The organism is Alteromonas sp. CI.11.F.A3 (assembly GCF_032925565.1).
GTDB lineage: Bacteria > Pseudomonadota > Gammaproteobacteria > Enterobacterales > Alteromonadaceae > Alteromonas.
Map to the genome: position 1 here is coordinate 2,226,466 of NZ_CP136708.1, position 25,458 is coordinate 2,251,923.

18 protein-coding genes and 2 tRNA genes are annotated in these 25,458 nt (G+C 43.0%); 16 read left to right on the top strand and 4 right to left on the bottom strand.

Going from position 1 to position 25,458, the window contains the following annotated elements:
* The first annotated feature begins 291 nt into the window (after positions 1-291).
* The 14 genes from R1T43_RS09605 (at position 292) to R1T43_RS09670 (ending at position 17,965) form a co-directional block, all read left to right on the top strand.
* Complete coding sequence (locus tag R1T43_RS09605; RefSeq protein ID WP_317355428.1) at positions 292-3,003, top strand: TonB-dependent receptor plug domain-containing protein; 2,712 nt, start codon at positions 292-294, stop codon at positions 3,001-3,003.
* 197 nt (positions 3,004-3,200) lie between these two features.
* The gene (locus R1T43_RS09610; RefSeq protein ID WP_317355430.1) at positions 3,201-3,506 is read left to right on the top strand and encodes a 4a-hydroxytetrahydrobiopterin dehydratase; all 306 of its coding nucleotides are present in this window, start codon (positions 3,201-3,203) and stop codon (positions 3,504-3,506) included.
* A 182-nt stretch (positions 3,507-3,688) separates the two neighbouring features.
* Positions 3,689-3,765, top strand: a tRNA-Met gene (locus R1T43_RS09615).
* 65 nt (positions 3,766-3,830) lie between these two features.
* A tRNA-Met gene (locus R1T43_RS09620) sits at positions 3,831-3,907 on the top strand.
* A 389-nt stretch (positions 3,908-4,296) separates the two neighbouring features.
* Positions 4,297-7,626, top strand: a complete 3,330-nt coding sequence (locus tag R1T43_RS09625; protein ID WP_317355433.1) for an MHYT domain-containing protein — start codon at positions 4,297-4,299, stop codon at positions 7,624-7,626.
* On the top strand, positions 7,626-8,621 hold the full coding sequence (locus R1T43_RS09630; protein WP_211071055.1) for a two-component system response regulator: 996 nt from the start codon (positions 7,626-7,628) through the stop codon (positions 8,619-8,621). The genes R1T43_RS09625 and R1T43_RS09630 overlap by 1 nt, the downstream gene beginning before the upstream one ends.
* A 344-nt stretch (positions 8,622-8,965) precedes the next feature.
* Positions 8,966-9,424, top strand: coding sequence for a ribosome maturation factor RimP (gene rimP / locus R1T43_RS09635; RefSeq protein WP_013783811.1), 459 nt, complete (start codon positions 8,966-8,968; stop codon positions 9,422-9,424).
* 45 nt (positions 9,425-9,469) lie between these two features.
* Entirely contained in the window at positions 9,470-10,963 is a 1,494-nt protein-coding gene (gene nusA, locus R1T43_RS09640; protein WP_013783812.1) for a transcription termination factor NusA, read from the top strand.
* A gap of 25 nt (positions 10,964-10,988) precedes the next feature.
* The gene (gene infB, locus R1T43_RS09645) at positions 10,989-13,595 is read left to right on the top strand and encodes a translation initiation factor IF-2 (RefSeq protein ID WP_211071054.1); all 2,607 of its coding nucleotides are present in this window, start codon (positions 10,989-10,991) and stop codon (positions 13,593-13,595) included.
* 164 nt (positions 13,596-13,759) lie between these two features.
* Positions 13,760-14,161 (top strand): 30S ribosome-binding factor RbfA, encoded by a 402-nt coding sequence (rbfA, locus tag R1T43_RS09650; protein ID WP_013783814.1) that lies wholly within the window; start codon positions 13,760-13,762, stop codon positions 14,159-14,161.
* Positions 14,162-15,136: a tRNA pseudouridine(55) synthase TruB gene (gene truB, locus R1T43_RS09655; protein WP_317355437.1), complete on the top strand. Its 975-nt coding sequence runs from the start codon at positions 14,162-14,164 to the stop codon at positions 15,134-15,136.
* Positions 15,137-15,239: 103 nt separating this feature from the next.
* Positions 15,240-15,509, top strand: coding sequence for a 30S ribosomal protein S15 (rpsO, locus tag R1T43_RS09660; RefSeq protein ID WP_013783816.1), 270 nt, complete (start codon positions 15,240-15,242; stop codon positions 15,507-15,509).
* A 139-nt stretch (positions 15,510-15,648) separates the two neighbouring features.
* Entirely contained in the window at positions 15,649-16,854 is a 1,206-nt protein-coding gene (locus tag R1T43_RS09665; RefSeq protein WP_317355440.1) for a YjgN family protein, read from the top strand.
* Between the two features lie 4 nt (positions 16,855-16,858).
* Positions 16,859-17,965 carry a M48 family metallopeptidase gene (locus R1T43_RS09670; RefSeq protein ID WP_317355442.1) on the top strand — a complete coding sequence of 369 codons (1,107 nt, stop codon included), beginning with the start codon at positions 16,859-16,861 and terminating at the stop codon, positions 17,963-17,965.
* Between the two features lie 111 nt (positions 17,966-18,076).
* On the opposite strand, the gene R1T43_RS09675 is transcribed toward R1T43_RS09670, so the two are convergent.
* From R1T43_RS09675 to R1T43_RS09690, 4 genes are all read right to left on the bottom strand, one after another.
* Positions 18,077-18,949 (bottom strand): GGDEF domain-containing protein, encoded by an 873-nt coding sequence (locus R1T43_RS09675; RefSeq protein ID WP_317355445.1) that lies wholly within the window; start codon positions 18,947-18,949, stop codon positions 18,077-18,079.
* A 38-nt stretch (positions 18,950-18,987) separates the two neighbouring features.
* Positions 18,988-19,803: an alpha/beta hydrolase gene (locus tag R1T43_RS09680; protein ID WP_317355448.1), complete on the bottom strand. Its 816-nt coding sequence runs from the start codon at positions 19,801-19,803 to the stop codon at positions 18,988-18,990.
* Positions 19,804-19,990: 187 nt separating this feature from the next.
* Complete coding sequence (locus R1T43_RS09685; RefSeq protein WP_317355451.1) at positions 19,991-20,815, bottom strand: hypothetical protein; 825 nt, start codon at positions 20,813-20,815, stop codon at positions 19,991-19,993.
* Positions 20,816-20,951: 136 nt separating this feature from the next.
* Positions 20,952-22,508, bottom strand: coding sequence for a bifunctional GNAT family N-acetyltransferase/carbon-nitrogen hydrolase family protein (locus R1T43_RS09690; RefSeq protein ID WP_057791465.1), 1,557 nt, complete (start codon positions 22,506-22,508; stop codon positions 20,952-20,954).
* A gap of 254 nt (positions 22,509-22,762) precedes the next feature.
* Here R1T43_RS09690 and R1T43_RS09695 point away from each other — a divergent pair, with 254 nt between their 5' ends.
* Together R1T43_RS09695 and R1T43_RS09700 are read left to right on the top strand one after the other, a co-directional pair.
* On the top strand, positions 22,763-23,434 hold the full coding sequence (locus R1T43_RS09695; RefSeq protein ID WP_317355454.1) for a 2OG-Fe(II) oxygenase: 672 nt from the start codon (positions 22,763-22,765) through the stop codon (positions 23,432-23,434).
* A 199-nt stretch (positions 23,435-23,633) separates the two neighbouring features.
* The gene (locus R1T43_RS09700; protein WP_211071045.1) at positions 23,634-25,322 is read left to right on the top strand and encodes a response regulator; all 1,689 of its coding nucleotides are present in this window, start codon (positions 23,634-23,636) and stop codon (positions 25,320-25,322) included.
* Positions 25,323-25,458 lie beyond the last annotated feature (136 nt).

Here is a 25,458-nt window from a genome sequence, read left to right on the forward strand (position 1 = left end):
AGTGAATGATTGATAAGAAAAAAATACAAGAGTGGGAAATAACTACGCAATAACTAAATGAATTTTATAGATGTTAGACAAAAGTTTATGTGGTCTGACCATGTGTAAAATTAATGTAAATATATTATTCACAATAAATTTACAAAGTATGTGATGGCGCTTAACATCAATATTGCAGGTCAAAGATTGTTCATTGACCTTTCACAATAACAATGAGAAATCGTCCAGCCTGTTGCTAGCGGAAAGTGTGGGTTTTGCCGGTAGTGATGCGCCCAGATTTGGAATCACACTATGAAATTTAAAACGCGTAAGACTGCAGTAGCTGCCTTAGTCAGTTCTGCCTTATTTTGTTCTCCTTTTTTAGCCTATGCGCAAGATGCTAACGAAGAAGTTGAAGCTGAATCTAAAAGTAAAAAAGATGTAGAGTTAATTCTTGTTACAGGGAGCTTTGTTCGTCGCAGTGAGAACTTTGAGTCACCTTCACCGTTAGCGGTAGTAGACAGCGTTGCTATCGATTCAATTGGTGCAAAAAATATAGCGGATATTACTCAAACATTAACGATTAATACTGGCGCAGAGAACAACCCTGATGCCTTTACACAAAACGCCACAGCCGGCACCTCAAACATTAACTTACGTGGGTTAGGTGTTGCATCTACCTTAGTATTGTTAAATAACAAACGCCAAGTTGTGACTGCGCAACCTACTAACGAAGGCTTAAATTTCGTAGATACAAGTTCACTCGTGCCTATGATTGCCATTGATAGAATGGAAGTCGTAAAAGATGGTGCATCAGCCTTATACGGTTCTGATGCGGTTGCAGGGGTGGTTAACTTCATTACCAAACGTAATTACGATGGTGCGATGGTCAGTGTTGATTATCAAGACGGCGCCCATGGTGATAACAAAGAATATATATTCCAAGGTTTATGGGGAGCAACAGGCGACAATGGTAGCGTACTAGCAGCCATAAGCTACACAAACCGTTCACCGTTATTTCTCAGTGACCGACGTCTAAGTCGCCCTCAAGATGACACCAGTGCGTTAGGTAACCCTGCATCATACTTTGTGACTATTCCTGGCGCTGGACCATTACCTATTATCGACCCTTACGGGTGTGAGGAGTTTGGTGGTGCACCTAACTTACTTGCCCCTAGTGGCACAATTCCAGGATTAGAAGTTGGTTTCTGCGGCTTCGATTTTGGTAAGTTCTATTCTTATGTTGCCGATGAAAGTCGAATTAATTCCTATGTAAGAGCGGACTATGAGTTTGCTAATGATATTACATGGACAGCTGAGCTTAGTATGGCGCGTAACCGCGCTGAACGTGGCGGGGCGCCAAGTTTCCCTATTCTAACATCACCAATTGTTCCTGATTACCACCCCCAAAATCCATTCGGTCAGTCTGTTGCTTTCTTTGGCCGTGCTGAAGGGAATGGCTTCGACGGCGATCCGGCAAACACAGAATCAGACACTTTTAGATTCAGTACTAATTTACAAGGTGTGACTGATAGCGGTTTCTGGGAAGTAAGTTATACCCGTGCAGTGAATGATTTCTTGTTCAAAGTACCTGATGTACTAAACACAGAGTTCCAGCTTGCCTTGTATGGTTTAGGTGGCTCGGCATGTGATCCTATTGCGGGAACACCGGGCGAAGGGAATTGTGAATTCTTTAATCCTTTTGCTACTTCCTATACATCAGCACCTAACTCAGATTACGTGGTTGATTCATTCACCGGCACTGAGATTATAGATTCAAAAGCTGACCTTGAAGTGTTCGAAGCCTTTACTTCATTCGATATCTTTGAAATGAGCAGTGGTTTTGCTGCATTAGCAGTAGGCGTGCAATATCGTGAAGAGCAGTTGAGCCAAGACTATGATGATTTGGCTAACCAAGATAGCTTTACATTTGTTATTGGTAACCCCGATATTGATGGTAGCCAAGATGTTTGGGCCGCGTTTGGTGAGCTAGCTCTACCATTGAGTGAAGATTTAGATGTGCAACTAGCGGTACGTTATGAAGATTACGGCGGTAGCATAGGTAGCACTGTTGACCCTAAACTCGCTGTGTCCTATCGCGCTACCGATGAGTTTTCACTACGGGGTTCGGTGTCTACATCGTTTAGAGCACCTACTGTGTTCTTAGCACAAGGTGGGGCAACGTCATTACAGCAACTCATCGACCCTGTACAAGGCGCTACAGCGTTTGTTGCGGTGAGAACATCAGGTAACGAAGATCTAAAACCAGAAGAATCTACCGCATATAATATTGGTTTTTCATACGAGCCCTTCAGAGATTTCTCTATAGAGCTTGATTACTGGAACTTTGAGTTTAAAGATTTAATCATTCAGGAAAATGCGCAAGCAGTATTAAATCTTGACCCTACCGATACAGACCGCATTATTCGTGCTGGCGACCCGCTAAATGGTCCTGTGTTACAAGTTAACAATACTTACGTGAATGCAAGTGAGATGGAAACCTCGGGTATCGATTTTGTGACTAGTTACAAAATTGACACTGAGTTTGGTAGTTTCACGCCGTCGTTGAACGGTACCTACACCATGAAATATGACCTGATGGATCCACAAGCGGGTAATATTGATGGGGCAGGGCGCAGAAACTTCAACAATATCGGGGTTTCTTCACCAGAGCTAAGAATGAACTTTGGGCTGGCATGGAAAAACGGCGTTCATGCCGCTAACTTATTTGTTCGTTACATCTCGTCGTATGATGATGACCAAAACTGCGCAGATGGCACCACGAACTTAGGTGCGTGTACAAATGGCTTATACGAAGTAGACAGCCATGTCACTGTAGATGCTCAGTACAATATCGACTTAGGCTCGCTATTTGAGACGGAACAAAGTTATGTTGTCACTGTAGGTGGATTGAATTTGTTTGATGAAGATCCTCCTCAGTTGTTTACTAACAGTGGTTTCGATTCAAAAGTGCATGACCCCCGTGGGCGTCAAATTTATGCACGGTTAGCGGTAGAGTTTTAAAACTTAATCTTCTTAACCTAAAAAACACTAGCGGCCTATGTTGCATGCTCATAATAATGTGCATTCCCATAGGCCGCTTTTTTATGTAAAGATTTCTCGCCAACATTTATATGCCTTCTCCTAGGCTTTCTTACCTAAAAAGCTGAAATCATGATGCGTATTGTTTACATTGCTTACTTCATGCGAAGGAGGCTTATATGAGTACGCGACTAACTAATGAAGAAATTCAAGAAAATCTCGATACCCTAAATGCAGGTTTAGAAGACAACGACCGCTGGGCGTTAGGCGATAATGCTATTGAAAAGACATTTACCTTTAAAAGTTTTATTCGTGCATTTGGTTGGATGTCGCAAATTGCGATTTGGGCAGAAAAATTAAAGCATCATCCGGAATGGTTTAATGTTTATAACCGTGTAGAAGTAAAATTAACAACCCATGATGTGGGTGGTTTGAGTGAATTAGATTTTAAATTGGCAACAAAAATGGAAAGCTTTAAACCGTAAAAGTATAAGTTTTAAACGTAAATTGTTTGATGATTGTACGTTGCGATTAAAAAAGAAGCATGCAGTCAGAAAAGTGAAATAATTAAGTAATAAGTCCTTGTGTTACAAAAGTGCGTATGTATAATACGCCCCACGTTGAAGGGAGACATCAAACACCTCAAGCCAACAACGTTATTTTCTGGCGCGGGATGGAGCAGTCTGGTAGCTCGTCGGGCTCATAACCCGAAGGTCGTAGGTTCAAATCCTGCTCCCGCAACCACAGAAAATTAAACGATTTAAATACTGAGTTGTCTAAGTTTAGAGGCAAGCAGTAAAATGTACAGACGCGGGATGGAGCAGTCTGGTAGCTCGTCGGGCTCATAACCCGAAGGTCGTAGGTTCAAATCCTGCTCCCGCAACCACATTATAACCCTGGCTTTTGCCGGGGTTTTTTGTGTCTGAAATATAAGTGCATGGTCGTTATTTATTAAACGCTACACTTTATTGAACGCTACACCCTTTTAAACGCATTTTCTGTTGCTCTTCTATTTTTAATCATTAAGTACATCCTCCATGTTTCAATTAACCCTCTATGATGTCGATAGTAACGACTCACGCTGATAAGCTAAAACGCAACATTAGAAGAAGATTGTGGCCACACGCGTGGGCAATTTAATTTACAGCGCGTGTTTAATTAGCAATCGTAAAGTGGTAAAAGTAACCCTAATATTAGAAAAAGAAAAAATATACCGTTGGCATATTTAATAATTCTTTAATTCCTTTCGCTTCGAAAAACACGCTTTTGGGTAGTATGATTCAAGAATATTTTACGATAGGGCAAGAGGTAACCTTGCTTGACGGAAGTTATGATTTTGGCTTGGTAGCACTGTCATTAACGATTGCCATTTTTGCGTCATTTATGGCATTTAACGTAGCCAGTCAGGCGTCCGTTTCCACCAATAAACTTAGGAAGTATTCGTTGCTCACTGCCGGTAGTGTTGCCATGGGCGGTGGAATTTGGGCCATGCATTTTTTAGGAATGCTTGCGTTTGAGCTTTGTACTGCTGTTTCATACGATGTTGGCATAACGTTGGCGTCATCGGTACCTGGGATAGCGGCGGCATGGGTTGCGCTCTACCTTATGACAAAGCCTACAATTTCATTTACCGAAATATTAATTGGCGGCGTGTTAGTGGGGGCAGGCATTGGAACCATGCATTACAGTGGCATGGCGGCTATGGAAATGTCGCCATTGCTTCGTTATAACCCCGCATTATTTATACTCTCCATTATTGTTGCTGTGTGCTTAGCGATGCTGGCCCTTTGGATAAAGTTTGGTCTTAGCGCTGTGAGTGGCAAACAATCGAAAATGGGTAGGGACGCTTTTATAGCAAGTTTAGTTATGGGGCTTGCCATTGCCGGTATGCATTACACAGGAATGTTTGCGGCTAGATTTGTTATGCCGCCTGGCATGGAGTTTACCTCCCAACCATCTGAAATATCTGTTTATCTTGCGTTATCTATTGCAATGGTAACGGTCACGCTTATAGCTATCGTGTTGGGTCTTAGTCTGTTGTTCAAATACAAAGACGTGAGTTCCCGGGCTATAGAAAGTGAGAAGGTTCAGCGCGCCATTACCGATACAGCAGTAGATGCCATTATAACGGTTGATAGTACAGGCATTATCCGAACCGCTAATCCCGCTGTTACTGCCGTAACAGGGTATTTACCAGAAGAGCTTATTGGTCAACCAGGTACAATACTGGCACCGGCCGATAAAAAATCCATGTACGGCCAAGATTTTTTACAACAACGGGTAGTGCCAACGGAACAAATAATTGGTACCAGCCGTGAGGTAACCATCGTTGCCAAGGGCGGTGAGTTTATTCCAGTTCAACTAGGCATTGGGTATACCAAGTTAGATGGAAAAGCACTCTTTGTTGGTTTTTTCTCAGATTTAAGAAAACGCAAGGCTATAGAAGATGCACTTCGCGAAAGCGAGGCCAAGTTTAGAAGCTTTATTTCTAATATCCCAGGTATTGCCTACCGATGTTTGAATGAACCAGATTGGCCCATGGTATTTATTAGTGACGCAGTCTGCGAAATTACCGGGTATCCCGCAGATGACTTTATTCTGCCAAACTCTAAAGTTACTTTTGGTTCGCTATGCCACCCCGATGATGTACAGCGAATAACAGATGAAGTTGCTGATAATAAAATGTTCAGTATTGAGTATCGGATTATTACCAAGTCTGGTGATGTCCGATGGGTTACAGAACATGGTGTTCATGTTTTCGATGAAAATGGTGACATTGCCTATTTAGACGGCTTTATTTCAGATATAACGGCGCGTCGGGAAATGGAGGAGGAGCTCAAGACGGCAAAAAATATAGCCGAGCAAGCTGCAGCAGCTCGCACCAACTTCCTTGCCAATATGAGCCATGAAATAAGAACACCAATGAATGCCATTATTGGGTTCAGTGATTTAATGCTTGCGGAAAAAATGCCGCCAGAACAGCATGGGCACCTTACCACGGTGAATCGTTCAGCACGTTCACTGCTGCATCTATTAAACGATATTCTTGATAGCGCTAAGTTAGATAAAGGCAAACTCGATTTAGATTATCGCGACTTCATCATTCGTGATGAAGTTGATACGGTTGTCTCAACATTTTGGTTAGAGGCTAAACGCAAAAAAATTACCTTAGAAGTACAAGTGGGCAGCGAAGTCCGCGAGGCTTACAATGGGGTTCCAGAACGTATCAGGCAAGTACTTAATAACTTAATTGGTAATGCGGTCAAGTTCACCGGCGATGGAAGTGTCGTGTTACAAGTCTCCAGCGATGGCTCATTTGTTTATTTTAAAGTAAAGGATTCGGGTATTGGCATGAATAGCGAACAGGTTAATCGAGTATTCGATGCTTTCGCTCAAGCTGATGCATCAATGAGCAGAAAGTATGGCGGAACAGGGCTAGGTACAACCATATCGAAACAGCTTGTTGAGTTAATGGGCGGAAACATATGTGCGCAAAGTGAACTTGGTAAAGGCAGTACGTTTACCTTCCGGCTGCCATTAGTGCCCGCTATAGCGCCTAGGGCAGTGGAAGAAGGTAAGCCGGTTCAATTGCCTCCAATGCATATTCTTATTGTTGACGATATAGCTCAAAATATAGATTTGCTATCTTTATTACTTGTGCGTTCAGGGCATACCGTTGAAGTGGCGCGAGATGGAAAAGAAGCGCTAGAAAAAATGAAGTTGCCTGGTATTGAGTTGGTATTGATGGATTTACAAATGCCGGTGTTAGATGGCCTTGAAGCATCTGTGCAAAGACGAAAATACGAAGCGCTTAATAATTTGCCGTCACTGCCAATTATTGCATTAACCGCCAGTGTACTAGTTCAGGATAGACATGCCGCAACTGATGCGGGTATGGACGGATTTGCCAATAAGCCTATTGATTACCCGGTGCTTACCCGAGAAATGGCGCGAGTGCTGGGCAAGGAAATTGATGAGTCAGCAACACTCATCGTTAATGACGACAAAGCAGAGCAACCAAAATCAAGTAAAGTGGTAGACGTCAATCGGGCAATTATGCTTTGGGGCGATGCGCAAACTCACCACAATGAAGTGGCGCGATTTACCCGCGAAAACGAAAGTAAAATAGCGCAAATAACGACAGCGATTTTAGATAATGATGCTCCTAAAACAGCCTCACTGGCTCACGGGATAAAAGGCGTTGCTGGAAACCTATGTTTAAACCCTCTGATGTCTGTTTGCCGTGACATAGAGAAAAATGCACATGCTGGCGAATTAGATATTTCCTCAGTACAGCTACTTAAAAAGTCATTTAATGAAGTGATTACGTGGTTGCAAGGCACCACTGAGACAGAAGCGGTGCAGGTTAAGCAAGACGTCGACTATGCTGTGTTGTTAGCACACCTCACTAAATTGAAACGTAGTGTCGAGCAAAACATGCTTGATGAAAGTGAATTACAAGAAGTAAAGACGCTTGCTAGCGGCGAATACAAAGAAGTCATAGCCTCCATTATCATGGATGTTGATGATTTTGAGTTCGAACGTGCCGAAGCGCAGCTCGTTGAGCTTATTGATACTTTGGCCAGAGAGATTGAAACGCAATAATGTTAAGACAAATTGAGAAGCCTACTTTATTACTCGTTGACGACGAGCCAGTAAATTTAAGAGTCTTGAAGCAGTTGTTAGCTGTGGACTACCAACTCATTTTTGCTAAAAATGGTGAAGAGGCCATAAGAATAACGACGGAACGTCAACCACAGCTTATTTTGCTAGATATCATGATGCCTGGGCTGACCGGCTTCGAAGTCTGCAGAATATTAAAAGGCCGAGAAGATACACGCCACATTCCTGTTATATTCGTTACCGCATTAAATGATGAGCATGATGAAGCAGAAGGTTTCGAGGCTGGTGCAGTAGATTATATTACTAAACCCATCTCACCACCGGTGGTAAAAGCCAGAGTAAAAACCCACTTGTCGTTAGTGCAGTCTGATGAACTAATGCGTACTCGATTGCAAGTGGTTCAGCGCTTAGGGCGCGCAGCGGAGTACAAAGATAACGAAACTGGCATGCACGTATTGCGTATGAGTCATTACTCAAAAGAGTTGGCGCTAGCATACGGGTTTAGCGATGAACAAGCTGAAATATTGCTCCACGCAGCGCCTATGCACGATATTGGTAAAATCGGCATTTCTGATAGCATCATGTTGAAGCCAGGTAAACTGACAGACGAAGAGTTTGCAATTATGAAAACTCACCCTGAAATTGGTGCAGAAATTTTAGGTGAATGCGATTCTGCGCTGTTGGTAATTGCAAAGTCGGTGTCACTAACCCACCATGAAAAATGGGATGGCACTGGATACCCCAACGGGCTAGCGGGAGAAGATATTCCTATTGAGGGGAGAATTTGTGCTGTAGCAGATGTATTCGATGCGCTTACCAGCAAACGGCCTTATAAAGAGCCGTGGAGCGTAGATAAAACATTAGCCTTTATGGAAAGTCAGAAGGGAAAGCATTTCGATCCGGCGCTAATTGATTTGTTAATGGCAAAATTACCTCAGATATTAGAAATAAAAGAAAAGTGGAAAGACGAAGACTAGTCAAAGACTAATAGAGCCTGTGCTATGAAGCATGGGCTAACAACTAATAGTCGAGTGCTGTTGCTTAATGTGGCGCCAATCAGTATAATGCGCTCATTAAGTGATGGTAGCGGGCTCCCTCAGTGTTCAGGAAAGTAACGCTTCCATTCTCAGCAAACTATCACCTACCGGTGTTTTTTACCCATGTGTTTGCATTTGTCTTTTCGACAGATATGGGTTCAGAATTTTAATAAAAGCCCCGCTAGTCCGGGGCTTTTTGTTGTATTAGACCCTGGAGTCAGCCTAGCTGAGCTAGGTGATGACAGGTGGGCTTAAGGCCCTTTTTTCGTTTTTGGAGGTTTGCATTGGCAAAACTTGAAGAGAAACTAACCGAAATGCTTAACCCAGGCGTAGAAGCTTTGGGGTTTGAATTGGTTGGGATCGAATTTGTACGAGCGGGGAAACATTCAATTCTTCGCGTTTTTATTGATCATGAAAACGGTATCTCCGTAGATAATTGTGCAGATGTAAGTCATCAAGTGAGTGCGATATTGGATGTTGAAGATCCAATTAGCACAGAGTACAACCTAGAAGTATCTTCACCAGGTATGGATAGACCGCTTTTCAAAGAGAAGCATTATGTTGATTCAGTAGGTGAAGTGGTTCAGGTTCGTTTATCTATGCCGATGGACGACAGACGTAACTTTAAAGGCAAAGTATTGGCTTGCGACAATGGCGTAGTCAGTATTGAAGTGGATGGCCAGCAGTTCCAGTTAGCTGTGGCGAATATCGAAAAAGGTAACGTTGTTCCCACATTCGAATAACGGAACAGCAATGCTTTCATCGACGAAAGCTTGAGTGAGGCTAAAATGAATAAAGAAATTTTGTTAGTGGCGGAAGCCGTTTCAAATGAAAAACAAGTGCCTAGAGAGAAGATTTTTGAAGCGCTGGAATTTGCAATAGCCAGTGCCACCAAAAAGAAAAATGAAGGCGATATTGAAGTACGAGTAAGTATCGACAGAACCTCTGGCGACTTCGACACATTCCGTCGTTGGTTAATTATTCCTGATGATCAGGAACAAGAGAACCCGTTTGCAGAAATCACCCTTTCTGCTGCACAAGTAGAAGAGCCTGAGCTTCAATTAGGCGATTATGTGGAAGATCAGATTGAATCTATCAAATTTGACCGCATAACTACGCAGACCGCGAAACAAGTTATCGTACAAAAAGTACGTGAAGCTGAACGCGCGCAAATGATTGCAGAATACGAAGATAAAGTCGGCGAGTTGGTAACCGGTACGGTTAAGAAAGTAAACCGCGACAACATTATCATCGATTTAGGTAATAACGCCGAGGGTGTTATCTACCGTGACGATATGCTTCCTCGTGAAACGTTCAGACCAGGAGACCGTGTTCGCGGCTTACTTTATGTAATTCGCCCTGAAGCACGTGGTGCTCAATTGTTTATCAGCCGTACTCATCCTGACATGCTTGTAGAGCTATTCAGACTTGAAGTACCAGAAATTGCTGAAGAAACACTAGAAATTAAAGCGGCGGCTCGTGATCCGGGTTCGCGTGCAAAAATTGCCGTTAAAACTAACGACAAACGCTTAGACCCAGTTGGTGCGTGTGTAGGTATGCGTGGTTCACGCGTACAAGCAGTATCGGGCGAATTGGGTGGTGAGCGTGTTGATATCGTATTGTGGGATGAAAACTCTGCACAGTTTGTTATTAACGCCATGGCCCCTGCAGAAGTTGCCTCTATTGTTGTGGACGAAGACAGTCACATGATGGATGTAGCTGTAGAAGCTGACAACCTTGCTCAGGCAATCGGTCGTAGCGGTCAAAATGTTCGTCTTGCTAGCCAGTTAACTGGTTGGGAACTGAACGTGATGACAGTAGAAGATCTGAACAAGAAACATGAAGAAGAAAACGCGAAGGTGTTGAATATCTTTACCGCTGGCTTAGATGTAGACGAAGAGTTTGCTGCTATGTTAGTTGATGAAGGGTTCACCACGTTGGAAGAAGTGGCATACGTGCCAGCAAGCGAGCTTCTTGCCATTGACGGACTTGATGAAGATACCGTTGAAGAATTGCGTAATCGTGCACGTGCATTCCTTACGACCCGTGCATTAGCAAACGAAGAATCGCTTGAAGGCGCAGAGCCTACCGAAGCCTTACTAGGCCTTGAAGGAATGAGTAAGCACGTGGCCTATGTGTTGGCCAGCCGCGGCATTACCGACCTTGAAGAACTGGCCGAGCAAGGCACAGATGAAATTAGTGATATTGATGAACTAGACGAAGCTACTGCGGGTGCGCTGATTATGGCAGCACGTAATATCGTTTGGTTCAATGAAGAGTAAAGGTCAACAGGGGGAATAATACGTAATGGCAGATGTATCTATTGAAAAGCTCGCCAGCGACATTGGTACGACCGTTGACCGATTGGTTGGCCAGTTTAAAGACGCGGGTATTACAAAGAATGCCGGCGCTCAGGTTACTGAAGAAGAGAAAAAGAAACTGTTGGATCATTTAAGTAAGCAACACGGCAGCGCATCCGAACCACAGCGCATGACACTTAAACGCAAGACAACCAGTACTATTAGCGTAGGCAAGTCTAAAGAAGTTAAAGTAGAAGTACGTAAAAAGCGTACATACGTTAAGCGTACTGATGCTGAAGAGCAGCAGCGTTTAGCAGAAGAAGAAGCGAAGTTAGCTGAAGAAGCACGTTTGAAGCGTGAAGCAGAAGAAAAAGCTGCTGCTGAAGCAAAACAAGCTGCTGAAGAAAAAGCGCGTAAAGCGGAAGAGTCAAGAAAAGCTGCTGAGGAAGAACGTGCACGTCGCGTTGAGCAAGCTAAGAAAGACGCTGAAGCACGCAAGAAAGACGAGCCTGAAATGTCGGCTGAAGAAAAAGCTGCTCAAGAAGCTGCTCGTCAGGAAGAAGAACGTCTTCGTAAAGCGCAAGAAGAAGAAGCGCAGAAGAAGCTTGAAGAAGATGCTAAGAAAGCGGCTGATGAAGCACGTAAACTAGCAGAAGAAAACGAGCGTCGTTGGAAAGAAGAAGCGGAAGCTCGTAAGAAAGCAGAAGCCGAAGAAGTTCACTTACATTCAAACCGTTATGCTCAAGAAGCAGAAGACGAGCAAGACGCCCAAGTTGAGCGTTCTTCACGTCGTCGCAGAAAGTCTAAGCGTAATGCGGGCGAGCACTTGAAGCAAGGCTTCAACAAGCCAGCTCAACCAGTAGAGCGTATCGTTAAGCTTGGTGAAACTATCACGGTTGGCGAACTTGCTAGCAAGTTAGCCATCAAGTCGAATGAAGTTATCAAAACCATGATGAAAATGGGTGAGATGGCGACAATTAACCAAGTTCTTGACCAAGATACAGCAGTACTTGTTGTTGAAGAAATGGGTCATAAATTTGAGTTGGTTAACGACAACGCGCTTGAAGAAGAATTGTTAGCTGATGATGGTACAGGCGGTGATAAAACATCACGTGCACCTGTTGTTACTATCATGGGTCACGTTGACCACGGTAAGACATCACTACTTGATTACATTCGTCGCGCGAAAGTGGCAGATGGTGAAGCGGGTGGTATTACTCAGCATATCGGTGCTTATAAAGTACAAACAGATAACGGTGAAATTACGTTCCTAGATACTCCTGGACACGCTGCGTTTACTGCAATGCGTGCACGTGGAGCAACGGCAACTGATATCGTAATCTTGGTTGTTGCGGCAGACGATGGCGTAATGCCACAAACAAAAGAAGCGGTTCAACATGCTCGTGCAGCTGGTGTACCGTTAATCATTGCCGTGAACAAGATGGATAAAGAGTCAGCCGATCCAGATCGTGTTAAAACTGAGCTTTCTCAACTGGAAGTTATTTCAGAAGAGTGGGGCGGTGAGCACCAGTTCTGTAACGTTTCTGCTAAAACCGGTATGGGCGTTGATGGTCTTCTAGAAGCCATTAACCTTCAAGCTGAGTTGTTGGATTTACAAGCGGTAGCGAAAGGCCCAGGTCGCGGTATCGTTATTGAATCTCGTCTTGATAAAGGTCGTGGCCCAGTGGCTTCAGTACTTATTCAAGAAGGTGAGCTGAAAGCGGGCGATATCCTACTGTGTGGCGAAGAGTACGGACGTGTTCGTGCAATGCGCGACGAGCATGGTCAAGAGCTTAAGCTAGCGGGTCCATCTACTCCTGTTGAAGTACTAGGTTTATCTGGTGTTCCAGTAGCCGGTGAAGATGCTGCAGTGGTTAAAGATGAGCGTAAAGCACGTGAAGTAGCGGCTAAGCGTCATCAGAAGAAGCGTGAGCTTAAACTAGCTCGTCAGCAAAAAGCTAAGCTTGAAAACATGTTTGCGAACATGGAAGCCGGTGACGTTAGCGAGCTTAACATTGTACTTAAAGCTGATGTACAAGGTTCTGTTGAAGCAATTGCTGAGTCGTTGATTAAACTTTCAACGGCAGAAGTGAAAGTGAACATTGTAGGTAGCGGCGTAGGTGGAATCACTGAAACTGATGCAACATTGGCAGCAGCGTCTGGCGCTATCGTACTAGGCTTTAACGTTCGTGCCGATGCAACTGCACGTCGCGTGTTAGAAGCTGAAGAAATTGATTTACGTTACTACAGCGTTATCTATAGCCTAATTGACGAAGTGAAAGCAGCAATGAGCGGTATGCTTGCGCCAGAATTCAGACAAGAAATTATTGGTCTGGCTGAAGTGCGTGATGTATTTAAATCGCCTAAGCTTGGTGCTATCGCTGGTTGTATGGTTACAGAAGGTGTGGTTAAGCGTAGCAATCCAATCCGTGTACTTCGTGAAAACGTAGTAATCTATGAAGGTGAACTAGAATCTCTACGTCGCTTCAAAGATGACGTACAAGACGTACGTAACGGTATGGAATGTGGTATCGGCGTTAAGAACTACAACGACGTAAAAGTTGGAGACCAAATCGAAGTCTTCGAAATCGTTGAAGTTAAACGCGAAATCTAATTGCCTAACTAAATCAGTATAAATAAAGCGGGGGCACAAGCCCCCGTTTTTGTCTGTCACTTTTCTAAAAGAGAAGAGGTTGTTTATGAGCTACGCTTTACAAGGCGAAGTTTAATAACCAGAGTGACTGGCAACAATCGCTGATTTAAAGACAGGAGAAACTTATGGCTCGTGAATTTTCACGTACCGACAGAGTGTCACAGCAAGTTCATAAAGAAGTGGCTAGCATTCTGCAAAATGAATACAAACACCGCGTAGGCGATATGCCGTTGATTACTGTGTCTGATGTAGATGTAACACGAGATTTAGCCCACGCTAAAATTTACGTAACTATCTATAACAGCACAGAAGAAGAAGGCAAAAGACAAATAAAACAGCTGGCTGAGTTTCAGCCGTTTATTCGTAGTATTTTGGCTAAGCGTTTACGCATGCGCTCTGTGCCGCACCTGCACTTCTTTGAAGATAAATCAATTATCGAAGGTATGCGCATTTCCAACTTGGTATCGCAAACCGTTGCGGCAGATGACGCAAAACGAGATACCGACGAGTCAGAAGAGAAGGAATAAATGGCAAGGCGTCGTAAAGGCCGTGATATTAACGGCATAGTATTGCTAGATAAGCCATTAGGCGGTTCTTCAAACCAACTACTCCAGAAAGTACGCTGGTTGTTCAAGGCTTCAAAAGGTGGCCACACAGGCGCGTTAGACCCTCTCGCCAGCGGAATGTTACCTCTATGTTTAGGAGAAGCGACTAAATTTTCTCAGTTTTTGCTAGATGCTGAGAAAACTTATGAAGTTACCGCAACCTTAGGTATTCGTACTACTACCTCTGATGCAGATGGTGAAGTGGTTGAAGAAAAGCCGGTGACAGTAGACGAAGATACGGTACGAAACACGTGTTTGCAATTCCTAGGGAAGAGCAAGCAGGTACCTTCCATGTTTTCGGCGCTAAAACACCAAGGCAAGCCTCTTTATCACTATGCTCGTCAGGGTATAACGGTTGAGCGTGAAGCCAGAGATATAGAAATATTTGAACTTGAAGTCATGCGTATTGCGCTTCCTGAAGTGGATATGCGCGTTAAATGCAGTAAAGGCACTTATATCCGCTCGTTAGTAGACGATATTGGACAAATTCTTGAGTGTGGCGCTTACGTTACGCGCTTGCATCGTACTGAAGTGGCCGATTACCCAACGGATAAAATGGTCTCTCTTGATACGCTAATTGCTACTCAAGAAGCGCTTGCTGAGGGCGACTTTGCTGCACTTGATGCCTTTATGATACCTATGGATACCGCGGTCAGTAGACTTCCTTTAGTCTGCATTAATGATGCTGAAAAACATCGTTTCGATAACGGTCAAAGTGTCAAAGGTACCTGTAGCGAAGCATTAGTAGTTGGCCAGCCTTACCGAGTTTACTTTGGTGAAAACGAACAAGGTTTGTTTTTAGGCGTAGGCGAAGGCGTTCAGGATCCCAAGGACCAAGCTGGCTCTAATGGCGATATTTTTGTGAATCCCAAAAGACGGGTTGTGTACAACCAATAAAGTTTACACTTTCCCTTGCTAACTCGCGCGCTGTCATTATAATACGCGCTTCATTCCGTCTGGCTGAATTAGTGATCGGCCGGACATAATTTAGGAGAATGTTATGTCACTAACTAAAGACGAAACTGCAACAATCATTGCTGATTATGGCGTAAAAGAAGGTGATACTGGTTCACCTGAAGTTCAAGTTGCGTTGTTAACTCACAACATCAACAAGCTTCAAGGCCATTTTGCTGATCATAAGAAAGACCACCACTCACGTCGCGGTCTTCTACGTATGGTTAGCCAGCGTCGTAAGCTTCTAGACTACCTTAAAGGCAAGAACGCTGAGCGTTATCTTGACCTAATTAAGCGTCTTGGCCTACGTCGATAAGCTTAAGTTTTTAATGAAAAAAGCACCCTAGGGTGCTTTTTTTATGTCTGTAAAACATTGCCCCCATAGTAAATGTTGCGTATGTTTAGCATTGGTAATGCTTTAAGCATATGGAAATTACTAAAATTAAGAGGGATTTATGTCATCACAGATTGATTACTCAACGTATTCATTAGAAGAATTAAAGCAAGCTCGCGCTACAGTTGACGAAATCGAGCACCCAGAACGGGCGCAAGAGTTAGAAGAGCGAATTGTTCAGTTTGAATCATCAGGAAATCCTTCCACAGAAACGTCCTCCACAGTATCTACCCCAAGTGTTTTAAGAAAAGGTAAGGTTTCCTTTCATGGTACAGCGTCAGAATTCTTTTCTATTTGGATGGTGAACCTATTGCTCACCATTGTGACACTGGGTATCTATTCTGCGTGGGCAAAAGTAAGAACCAATCGATATTTTTATGGGAATACTGAAATTGATGGTCATCGATTTTCCTATCTAGCAAATCCATTACAAATTTTAAAAGGCCGTATTATTGCGGTGTTTTTATTTGCTAGTTATTTTATTTTAAGTGCAGTAAATCCTATTGCAGGCGCATTTATGGTGTTGGCTTTAATGCTACTCACGCCCTTTATGATAGTGCTAGGTCAGCGTTTCAGTATGCGCATGACAGGCTATCGAAATGTTCGATTTAAATTTAACGGCGGCTTTGGTGGCGCGTTCGTGGTTTTTGTAGTTTTGCCTATTGTTAGCCTATTTACTTTGTACTTAATGTTGCCGTGGGCGCTAAAGAAGGTAGACGAATACCTAGTTGACGAATCTGCTTTCGGTGACAGTAGTTTTACTACGAAACTGAGCACGGGATCTTACTATCTTGCGTCACTTGGCGCTGTGGGTATAGTCGCGGCAGTGTTTATCGTTGGTGCTAGTCTAATGGGTTTTGGCTTTAGTAGCCTTATTGAAACATTAGAAAACGGCGCACCTTTATTGATGCTCGCTCTGATCGGCATGTATCTTATTGCTTTTGCTATTTCATCTAGCTTTTATACCGCCCTTATTCGCAATCATATTTATGAAAATAGTGAAATACCAAACGTGGCGCAGTTTAGTTCTAATGTGGGTGTAATGCCGCTGATATGGCTTAGATCCACCAACGTTATTGCTATTGTTCTTTCCTTAGGGTTTGCTATTCCTTGGGCGAAAATTCGCAGTGCTCATTTCTTTGCTAATGCAACTGAGGTTACTGTGTTATCAGGTATTGATAGCGTTACGTCCATTAATACCGGTTCTGTGGGCGCGACAGCTGAAGAAGCGGCTACGTTGTTCGATGTTGATGTCGCGTTAGGCTAGCTTAATGATAGATGGGCAGTTATATCAATCAGAAGGTTCATCGGTTACACCTATTACCGCGAGTATTGAAGATAATATACTGGTCATTCGTTTCAAAAACGAGGATCAGTGTGTTTCTGACAGCGGCCTAGGAATAGACGAAAGTAATACTGTCGTTAATACGAGTTTGGTCAGTGGTGAAAGCGCTGAACCGTTAAGGTTTCAGCAATCTGAAGTTAATGCGAAGTCAAAACTGGGCAACTTGCCACGAGAAATTACCCTACCTAACGACCGTTTACTGGTTTGTGCGCCATCACCACTGTTAAATCAGTGGTTAGATGGTGGGGCAGGTAGTCGTATCTCTCAAATGGAAACGAAAAAGCCTTGGTTAGTTGCGAGTGTTTTATTAGTACCACTTTTACTCTACGTTATTTTTGTACAAGGTATGCCGTGGGCGGCCGTTAAATTTGCTGACCAAATACCTGACTCCATTAAAACCCTAGCTTCACAGCATACGTTAAGTGCACTAGATTATTCTATGCTGGAGCCTAGTACGCTACCCGATTTGCAACGTGAGCAGTTAATGATGGGGTTTAACGCCGTTGTAGAGCAAGTTAGCGAACCCGGTTTTGAGAATAATATACGGGTACATTTCAGAGATTCCGAGCTTATTGGCCCCAATGCTTTTGCGTTACCCGACGGTACCATAGTGTTTACCGATGATTTGGTTACACTGGTAGATGGTAACCAAGCATTACTTGATGCCATATTGTTACACGAAATAGGCCATGTGGCGCAAAACCATTCCATGCAAATGGTGGCCGAGTCTTTATTTGCCACCTTGGCGATAAGTTACTTTTTCGGTGATTTAAGCGGCGCAATTGAGTCTTTTATGGGAATAGGTTCTAGTGTTGTACAAAATCAATACTCGCAAAAGCATGAATGGCAGGCTGACAACTTTGCTATTTCAAAGTTAAAATTAATGCATCGAGATCCCGCTGACTTTGCAGAAGTAATGCGTAAATTATCGATGGAAACTGACCAGCAGGGCGCTGAAAATAGTTGGTTTCAATCTCATCCATCAACAAAAGCACGTATAGAGAATGCTGAAAGCGCAGCATATAATGATTGATTGGTATTGGTCGTTCTAGTGGTAATGCCGAGTGGAATACTTAGTGTTTATACCTAGTAGAATGCCTAGTGTTAATGCCTACAGTTATAAGGGGCTAGCGAGTGTTATCGCCTAGATTTTGGCGTGTTTGTCTGTGTGGAAGATCGTGCGATTTCGGCCGTCGTCTTTCGCCTGGTAAAGCGCGTCATCGGCTTCTTTAATTAATGTTTCAACTTGCAAAACTGTGTCATGTTGCGGCATGAGTATTTGCGTCACGCCAATACTCACCGTAATTCTATCTGCTCGCGAGTAACGTAACTCTGCAATCCTTTCATGCAAATACTTACAATAGAGTCGGGCATTGTCTTGGGTTGAGTTATATAGCACTATCAGAAATTCTTCGCCGCCCCAGCGGGCAACAACATCAGTTTTTCGCGTGGCAGATTTTAATGTTTTTGATAGTAATCCAATAACCTCGTCGCCTACATCATGACCGTGGTTATCGTTAATGTTTTTAAAGAAATCAATATCAATGAGTAAGAAAGACACAGGAACGAATTTTCGATTTACCTGATCGAGTAGCTTACGAATATCCGCCGAGGCAGCACGACGATTAAGTAAGTTTGTAAGCGGGTCGAGTCGGGAAAGTAGTGTGAGCTCGTCGGTTTTTAATTCCAAGCTGTCTCTTACTTCTATGAGCTCTTGATAAAGCTTATCGCGGCTTTTAGCTGAATGCATAGACCAGTAGAGTTGTTCGCCATGCAGTGTAACATTTGCCAGTACAGGTAACCGTTCTTGTTGCGCAGTGACTAACGTCATTTGAAGTTCTGAAAATCTACCCGTCGCGAGTAATGACGGTCTCACATAGCTTTCAAAAAAAATTAAACTCGCCCGCGAAATAATACTGGAAACGTTGCTTCCCGCCATCTCTTCTCGTGAAGAGCCGAGAAATTCCAAAGCATCTTTATTGCAGTAATCAATGCTTCCGGATCGTAAATTCGACACTAAAAGTAAACTTGGAAATAGGTCGAGCAGTTCCTCATTCAAGAGACAAACTGCGCTATTTTTTCTGCAATAGTGACGGGGTTTGTCATATGCAAACAATGGCCGTGAGCGTCAATCACTTCAAGCGATGACAAAGGTGTTTTTTTATGCATATATTTCCCCACTTCGACTGCTGCTAATGAGTCGCTGCGACTTTGCAGAATAAGAGAGGGAAAAGAAATTGTAGGAAGGATATTTCTATAATCGGAAAAGAAGGTGGTCTTTGCAAAAGGTTTCGCATACTTAGGGTCGGTAGAACAAAAGCTGCTTTCCAGTTCTTTTACTAAAGTGGGGTCGTTCTCTCCGCCCATCACTAATGGCGCAAGGTAACTCGCCCAGCCGATATAGTTTTTGTCCATTAAGTTAATAAGCTCTTCCAAGTCTTCTTTTTCGAAACCGCCAAAATAGTCTGGTGGTAAATTCAGGAAACAAGGAGAGGGGCATACCAACACAAAATTTGAAAAATATTGCGGGGCGATAACTGAAGCGAGATAACCAATAATACCGCTTACTGAATGGCCAATAAACGTGACCTCAGTTAACTCAAGCGCTTCACAAATATCGATAACATCTTGTGCATACCCTTCTAATTCTTCATACCGAGATTTATCAAAAGCACTAACATTAGATTTTCCGCAGCCCACATAGTCAAACAGCACGATTTTGTATTTCTGCTCAAGATAGGGGGTAAGGTACTTCCACATGTTTTGGTCACAACCAAATCCATGTGCAAGCATAAGAGTTTTTGTGCCTGAACCAATAATGTTTACGTTATTGTTGTCGATAATATGATTAGCACTGGATTGAAAAATCATAGTTGTAGCCTGTTCTTACTTGAGCAAAAAAATAGCCTCAAAATTGCAACACACAAGGCTCTCCACTTATATAATGTTTATAGCATCGAAGGGGTACAGAATATATGCTACTTATGGTTAATAACATCAGCGCAAAAAAAGGAGCCGATAGGCTCCTTTAAAAATACATTCAAATTTGAGGCTAAGATTAGCCTTCAGATACGCTCACTGCAGACGATGGCGCAGAGTTTGTAGAACTCGTTGTGCTTCGCGAAACTACTTTAGTGGCTATCTCTCTTAACTCATTTTCAAGGCTGGTAATACGCCCAGAAAGGGAGCTGTTACGCTGCTCTAACACCGATAATTTGTCAGACAAGTTGCGTACTTGTTGCTCGCTGCTGCGTTTATCACCAGAAACTTGTTCTAGTTGAACATTCAAGGCCAAAATTTCATCGGCCAAAGAAGCCAATTGATTTTTCACTGAGCCAACTTGGCTCTGCTGGCTAGTCATATCATCGGCAACCTTCTTAATGTTGCCCTGAAGCGCAGTTTGAACGTTACCCACTCTATCACCTAAGTCAGCAATTTCTTTTTGATTGCGGCGCCACGCTGAAGCCCAAAGTTTGTCCATCTGTTCCCACAAATCATTGGTCTTACTGGCTAGTTCATTTACTTTAACCTGCAAAGCAACGGTCGACTCACCCATTTCTTCACCAGTAGCAGAAAGCTTTTTCTCTAATTCAAGAATGCGTTTTTCAGCTTGAGAAGCGACTACTTTTTGTTGTTCTACCAATGTGTACAGGTAGTAACATCCGCCACAGGCACCAAGAGCAATAAGTGCGATAAGGAATACCCAGAGGCCATTACCGCCACCACTGCTTTTTTCTGGGGATTTGGGAGAGGGGCTGGTAGGCGATGAGGAATTCGAAGGCGCTTTGGTTGGCGTAGGCTGACGCTTTTTTTGATAATCGCGACGATCTTCATCATCTAAACGAATAGTTGGAAAATCATCATTATTCGAATTATTTGCCATAAGTTCTCTATTTTCTCTTGTTAAAGCATTGGGTTGACTGCTGCCTACTTAGATGTAGGCGCAGTAACCGAAATATCATTGTTAGCGCATAATAACATCGATATTATATTGAATTAATTATAAATACCAATGGCGATTACGTATCGCTGTCAAACCATTCTACACGATACAAATCGCGACGGCGATCTAGGTAATTCCTAACAGAACCTTCATTTTGAAGTTTAGTCAGCTTATCTAAGTCTAGGTCTACAATCAGCGTCATTTCCGTATTTGGCGTGGTTTCTGACACAATTGCATCGTGGGGGAATGCAAAGTCGCTAGGTGAAAACACCGCAGTTTGACCGTATTGAATATCAACATTGTCTACTTTAGGTAAGTTACCTACACTGCCTGCTATAGCCACATAACATTCATTTTCAATAGCGCGAGCTTGGGCACAACGTCTAACCCGTAAATAGCCGTTCTTGGTATCTGTCCAAAAAGGAACAAATAGAATCTGCATTTCTTGCTCAGACAGCAACCTTGCAAGTTCAGGGAATTCCACGTCGTAACATATCAGTACCCCAATTTTGCCGAAATCTGTATCGAATACTTTAAGGCTATTACCGCCTTTCATTATCCAATCTTTCTTTTCATGTGGGGTAAGATGCAGCTTGTACTGACTTTCTATGGTGCCATCGCGCTTACAGATATAGCTAACGTTGTACAATTCATCTTCTTCTACCACAGGCATAGAGCCCGCGATAATAGTGATATTGTACGACACAGCAAGATGCGAAATAGAAGTCAGAATTTCATCGGTATAGGTGGCTAAGTGCCATATTGCATCAATTGAAGTATCAGACGGGCTTAGCCCCATTAACGGTGCGTTAAAAAATTCAGGAAACAATGCCACATCGCAGGAATAATCCGACAACGCGTCCACAAAATATTCAACTTGCTGAAGAAGTTCTTCCACATTATTGAAGTAACGCATTTGCCATTGAATACAACCGATACGAGCGCTCGATTTACGGCCAGTGATAAGCGATGGATTATTAGGCTCATAATAAATATTGTGCCATTGCAGTAGCGTGGCATAGCCTTTCGAAGCTTCGTCCTCAGGCAAATAGGCACTGAGTACCTGTTTTACTTCAAAACCATTCGATAGCTGAAAAGTAAGAATAGGATCGTAAATGTCTTTAGATTTAACCTGTTCAATGTATTCATAGGGCGACAGTTCTTTTGCGTAATTCTTATAAGTAGGAATACGCCCGCCAGCCATAATTGACTTCAGGTTCAGGTTTCTGCATAGCTCTTTACGTGCCTCGTACAAACGCCGGCCTAGTCTCAGCCCTCGATAGTCGGGGCAGACAATAACTTCAACGCCGTACAACACATCCCCGTTTGGATCGTGAGTAGTAAGATAAGCATCGCCAGTAATTTCATCGTAACTGTGTTTGTCACCGAATTGGTCGTAATCCACTATAACCGAGATAGCAAAGGCCACCACCTTGCCTTTGTCTTCAATACAAATTTGACCTTCTGGGAATGTGGTGACTTGTGCCTTAAAGTTGTTATAAGGCCAAGCACCTCCAACGTTTGCATACACGTTATCCATTAACGCTTTTACGTCGTTGTAATCATCTAGGCGCAAATTACGCAGCGCTAAATGATGTTCGGTTTCTTCAATGACTGTTTGATCCTGACTCATGCCTTTACCACCGGTGGTTGTTTTTCATATTTGAGCATAATTATTTCCGTGGGGCTAACGGTATTAATTTTTGTGTGAACACGTTTTTAAAGCAAGTTTTATTCCTATTAAAACCAATGTGTTACAACTAGGGTGATTAGGTCTTTTAATATTGTTCGTAAACTGTTCATTTATTGCTTGCTGCACTAGTCACTTAAGCGTATAAACCCGCATCCGTTTACTCGCGCTACTGCTGCGCAGAGCCAGAATCAAGCATGGAACGTTTCTCGTTAGATTTACCTTCACCCCTTTATGTTTTTGATGAAAATTATTTCACTAATATCGTCAGCGATTTACACGAAAAGGGCTTTAGTATTAGGCCATTAGGCGTACCAGAGTTTGTTATAAATGCATTGGTCGCCTGCCAAGATACATTGTCTAAGCAAGCATATCGGCGCGCGGGCATTGGTCGGGCTCAACAATTTCAACACCACGAAAAAGTGAGAAGCGATGAGATATGTTGGATAGACGGCTCGTCGTCAGAAGGGCAGTTGTGGCTAGAATGGTGTGAAGCGTTAAGGCTCTATATTAATCGCCATTTGTTCATGGGGTTATTTTCGTTCGAGAGCCATTTTGCCTGTTACGCGCCGGGTAATTTTTACAAACGTCACTACGATGCTTTCAAAGGCCAAAGTAATCGAATGTTGTCGGTGGTGACCTATTTGAATGATGATTGGCAAGCGACCGATGGTGGCGAGTTAGTATTATATGCTAATGAACAAGATAACATTGGTGTGAAGGTATTACCTGAAAAGGGCACTATCGCCATTTTTCTGAGTGAGGTGTTTCCACATGAGGTACTCACCGCAAAACGTGAACGACATTCAGTTGCGGGGTGGTTTAGGTTGAATACCAGTATTAATGAAAATATTGATCCACCAAAGTAATTCACCTATGGCTAAACCCTTGCTTCTAATGCTAGTATCGAGACTATAAGTCAAAAGTATAATTCCCAAGTGATGCAGTTACTGTTAAACCCCAACAGTAGGTTATTGGCTTATAATATCGTAGATAGTTAAACCCTCCATTTAACAGATGTGGTAACTACGGTAAGTCTTAGGGATAAGAAGAAAAGTGATTGGTTGAATGTTGGAAAAAATTCCTGCCCCCACCTCAAAAGAGGATTTGCGCGTTCTGGTTATCGACAACCAGGGTTTAGTGCACGATGTAGTAGCCTCTGCGTTGCATGCTATTGGTATCAAACATGTAGTGAGTGCATTTAATGCCTTTCACGCTATTCGTTTGTGTGAAGAAAAGCGTTTTGACTTTGTGCTGCTTGCATTCAATGTGAGTCACGATAAAGACGGTTTTCATTTATTCGAAGAGCTTAAGCACTTAAATCATATCAATGACACCACCACGGTTATCTTTCTAAGTGCTGAAACGTCGCCAGAATTGGTTAATTGTATTGTTGAGTTGCAGCCTGACGATTTCTGGGTGAAACCATTAAAGCCTAGCAGTATTGAGTCTCGTTTAAATTACTTACTCCAGATACGCTATAAGCTTCATAAAATGCTGCATTGCATGAAGGTTGGCGACTATTCTACTGCGATGTACTATGCAGAGCGCCAATTAAAAGACGTATCACTATCCGACTATCACCCCAGAATTAGGCGCCTTATTGGCGAATGTTTGCTGCAACTGCGTGACTATGAAACGTCTGAAAATTATTACCGTGAACTACTGCAAACCATGGATCATGCGTGGGTGCATATTGGTTTAGCCCGTTCGTTATTGCGTCAGGATGAGCTAGAAGAAGCTCAACTCTTGGTTGAAGATTTATTACTACGTCCAGACACTCGGTTTTTAACCTACGACTTGCTAGCACAGTACTTTATTGAAAAAGAGCAGTTCGAGTTGGCTTACGAGCAAATGAAACAAGCGAGTAAGTTAGCACCTCGTAATATTGAACGTAATAAACGATTGTGGGATTTGGCTAGGCTTAACCACGACAAAGTAGGTCAGTTGTCTGCAGTTCAAAATATGGCGAAGTTTGCCAAAAATTCTATTCATGACTCACCTGAGCTTTCTTTAAATGTAATTCGATCTACCATCGATTTAGCCACTAGCCTTGGTGCTGGGGAAGGCGATAGATACATACAACGGGCGCAAAGTGATTTAGAAGAGATCAGTCAGCAAAAAGGGGTGCAAACCCAACTTGGCGATCAAATTGATGTTATTAAAGCGCGTATGTTGTGCCTTCGAAATCAAAAGAAGTCGGCTGAAGAAATCATGAACGCCAGTTCAGTGCATACTACTGGGCAATCGATGGAAGATAACCTAGACAAAATGAAAGCCTTTCATGAGCTAGGCATGCGTGAGCAGTGCATCAGTATTTTAGAAAAGCTTAAAACGCAAATTGAGGGTGATACCTTTTCTTCCCAAGTCGTCGATGAATATCTCAAACAAGAGTCTATTGAACGCACTGAGATACAGTTCACGACTAAAGAATTGAAGAACATGGCTACGGTGCACTATAAAGAGAACCGGTTGCAGCCTGCTTACAATAACTTGCGACAAGCACTTACTATTTCGCCTAAAGACAAACAAATTGCATTGAGTTTAATGAAGGTGTTGCTTCAACTGCACAGTACTCAGCCATTAAATGATGAGCAGTTGGAAGTGGTCACACTGGCAGCACGTATGTTAACCAACGAAAAGTTATCATCTTCACAAGCGGAAAAGCGCGATCAGTATATTGATAAGTTGGGGCTTGAGGTAGAAGCACCACAGGACAAAGAAGCCTTAGGCGTTCTTGGTCACCCTACACCTTAAATGAGTAAAGCGGACAGTGAATCTGCCTGCGTAAACTAAACCATGCGCCAATAGGGCAATACACGAATACAAAGCAGGTACAAAGTACATATAAAAAGGGGATGGTTTAAAAAACCATCCCCTTTTTTAATTTATA

What these genes read in the sequence shown, in the direction of transcription:
- rpsO (WP_013783816.1), top strand. Translation starts at nt 15,240, where the DNA reads ATGTCACTAACTAAAGACGAAACTGCAACAATCATTGCTGATTATGGC.
- R1T43_RS09685 (WP_317355451.1), bottom strand. Translation starts at nt 20,815, where the DNA reads ATGGCAAATAATTCGAATAATGATGATTTTCCAACTATTCGTTTAGAT.
- infB (WP_211071054.1), top strand. Translation starts at nt 10,989, where the DNA reads ATGGCAGATGTATCTATTGAAAAGCTCGCCAGCGACATTGGTACGACC.
- R1T43_RS09625 (WP_317355433.1), top strand. Translation starts at nt 4,297, where the DNA reads ATGATTCAAGAATATTTTACGATAGGGCAAGAGGTAACCTTGCTTGAC.
- R1T43_RS09700 (WP_211071045.1), top strand. Translation starts at nt 23,634, where the DNA reads ATGTTGGAAAAAATTCCTGCCCCCACCTCAAAAGAGGATTTGCGCGTT.
- R1T43_RS09695 (WP_317355454.1), top strand. Translation starts at nt 22,763, where the DNA reads ATGGAACGTTTCTCGTTAGATTTACCTTCACCCCTTTATGTTTTTGAT.
- R1T43_RS09690 (WP_057791465.1), bottom strand. Translation starts at nt 22,508, where the DNA reads ATGAGTCAGGATCAAACAGTCATTGAAGAAACCGAACATCATTTAGCG.
- R1T43_RS09605 (WP_317355428.1), top strand. Translation starts at nt 292, where the DNA reads ATGAAATTTAAAACGCGTAAGACTGCAGTAGCTGCCTTAGTCAGTTCT.
- R1T43_RS09630 (WP_211071055.1), top strand. Translation starts at nt 7,626, where the DNA reads ATGTTAAGACAAATTGAGAAGCCTACTTTATTACTCGTTGACGACGAG.
- R1T43_RS09610 (WP_317355430.1), top strand. Translation starts at nt 3,201, where the DNA reads ATGAGTACGCGACTAACTAATGAAGAAATTCAAGAAAATCTCGATACC.
- R1T43_RS09670 (WP_317355442.1), top strand. Translation starts at nt 16,859, where the DNA reads ATGATAGATGGGCAGTTATATCAATCAGAAGGTTCATCGGTTACACCT.
- R1T43_RS09665 (WP_317355440.1), top strand. Translation starts at nt 15,649, where the DNA reads ATGTCATCACAGATTGATTACTCAACGTATTCATTAGAAGAATTAAAG.
- R1T43_RS09680 (WP_317355448.1), bottom strand. Translation starts at nt 19,803, where the DNA reads ATGATTTTTCAATCCAGTGCTAATCATATTATCGACAACAATAACGTA.
- rbfA (WP_013783814.1), top strand. Translation starts at nt 13,760, where the DNA reads ATGGCTCGTGAATTTTCACGTACCGACAGAGTGTCACAGCAAGTTCAT.
- nusA (WP_013783812.1), top strand. Translation starts at nt 9,470, where the DNA reads ATGAATAAAGAAATTTTGTTAGTGGCGGAAGCCGTTTCAAATGAAAAA.
- truB (WP_317355437.1), top strand. Translation starts at nt 14,162, where the DNA reads ATGGCAAGGCGTCGTAAAGGCCGTGATATTAACGGCATAGTATTGCTA.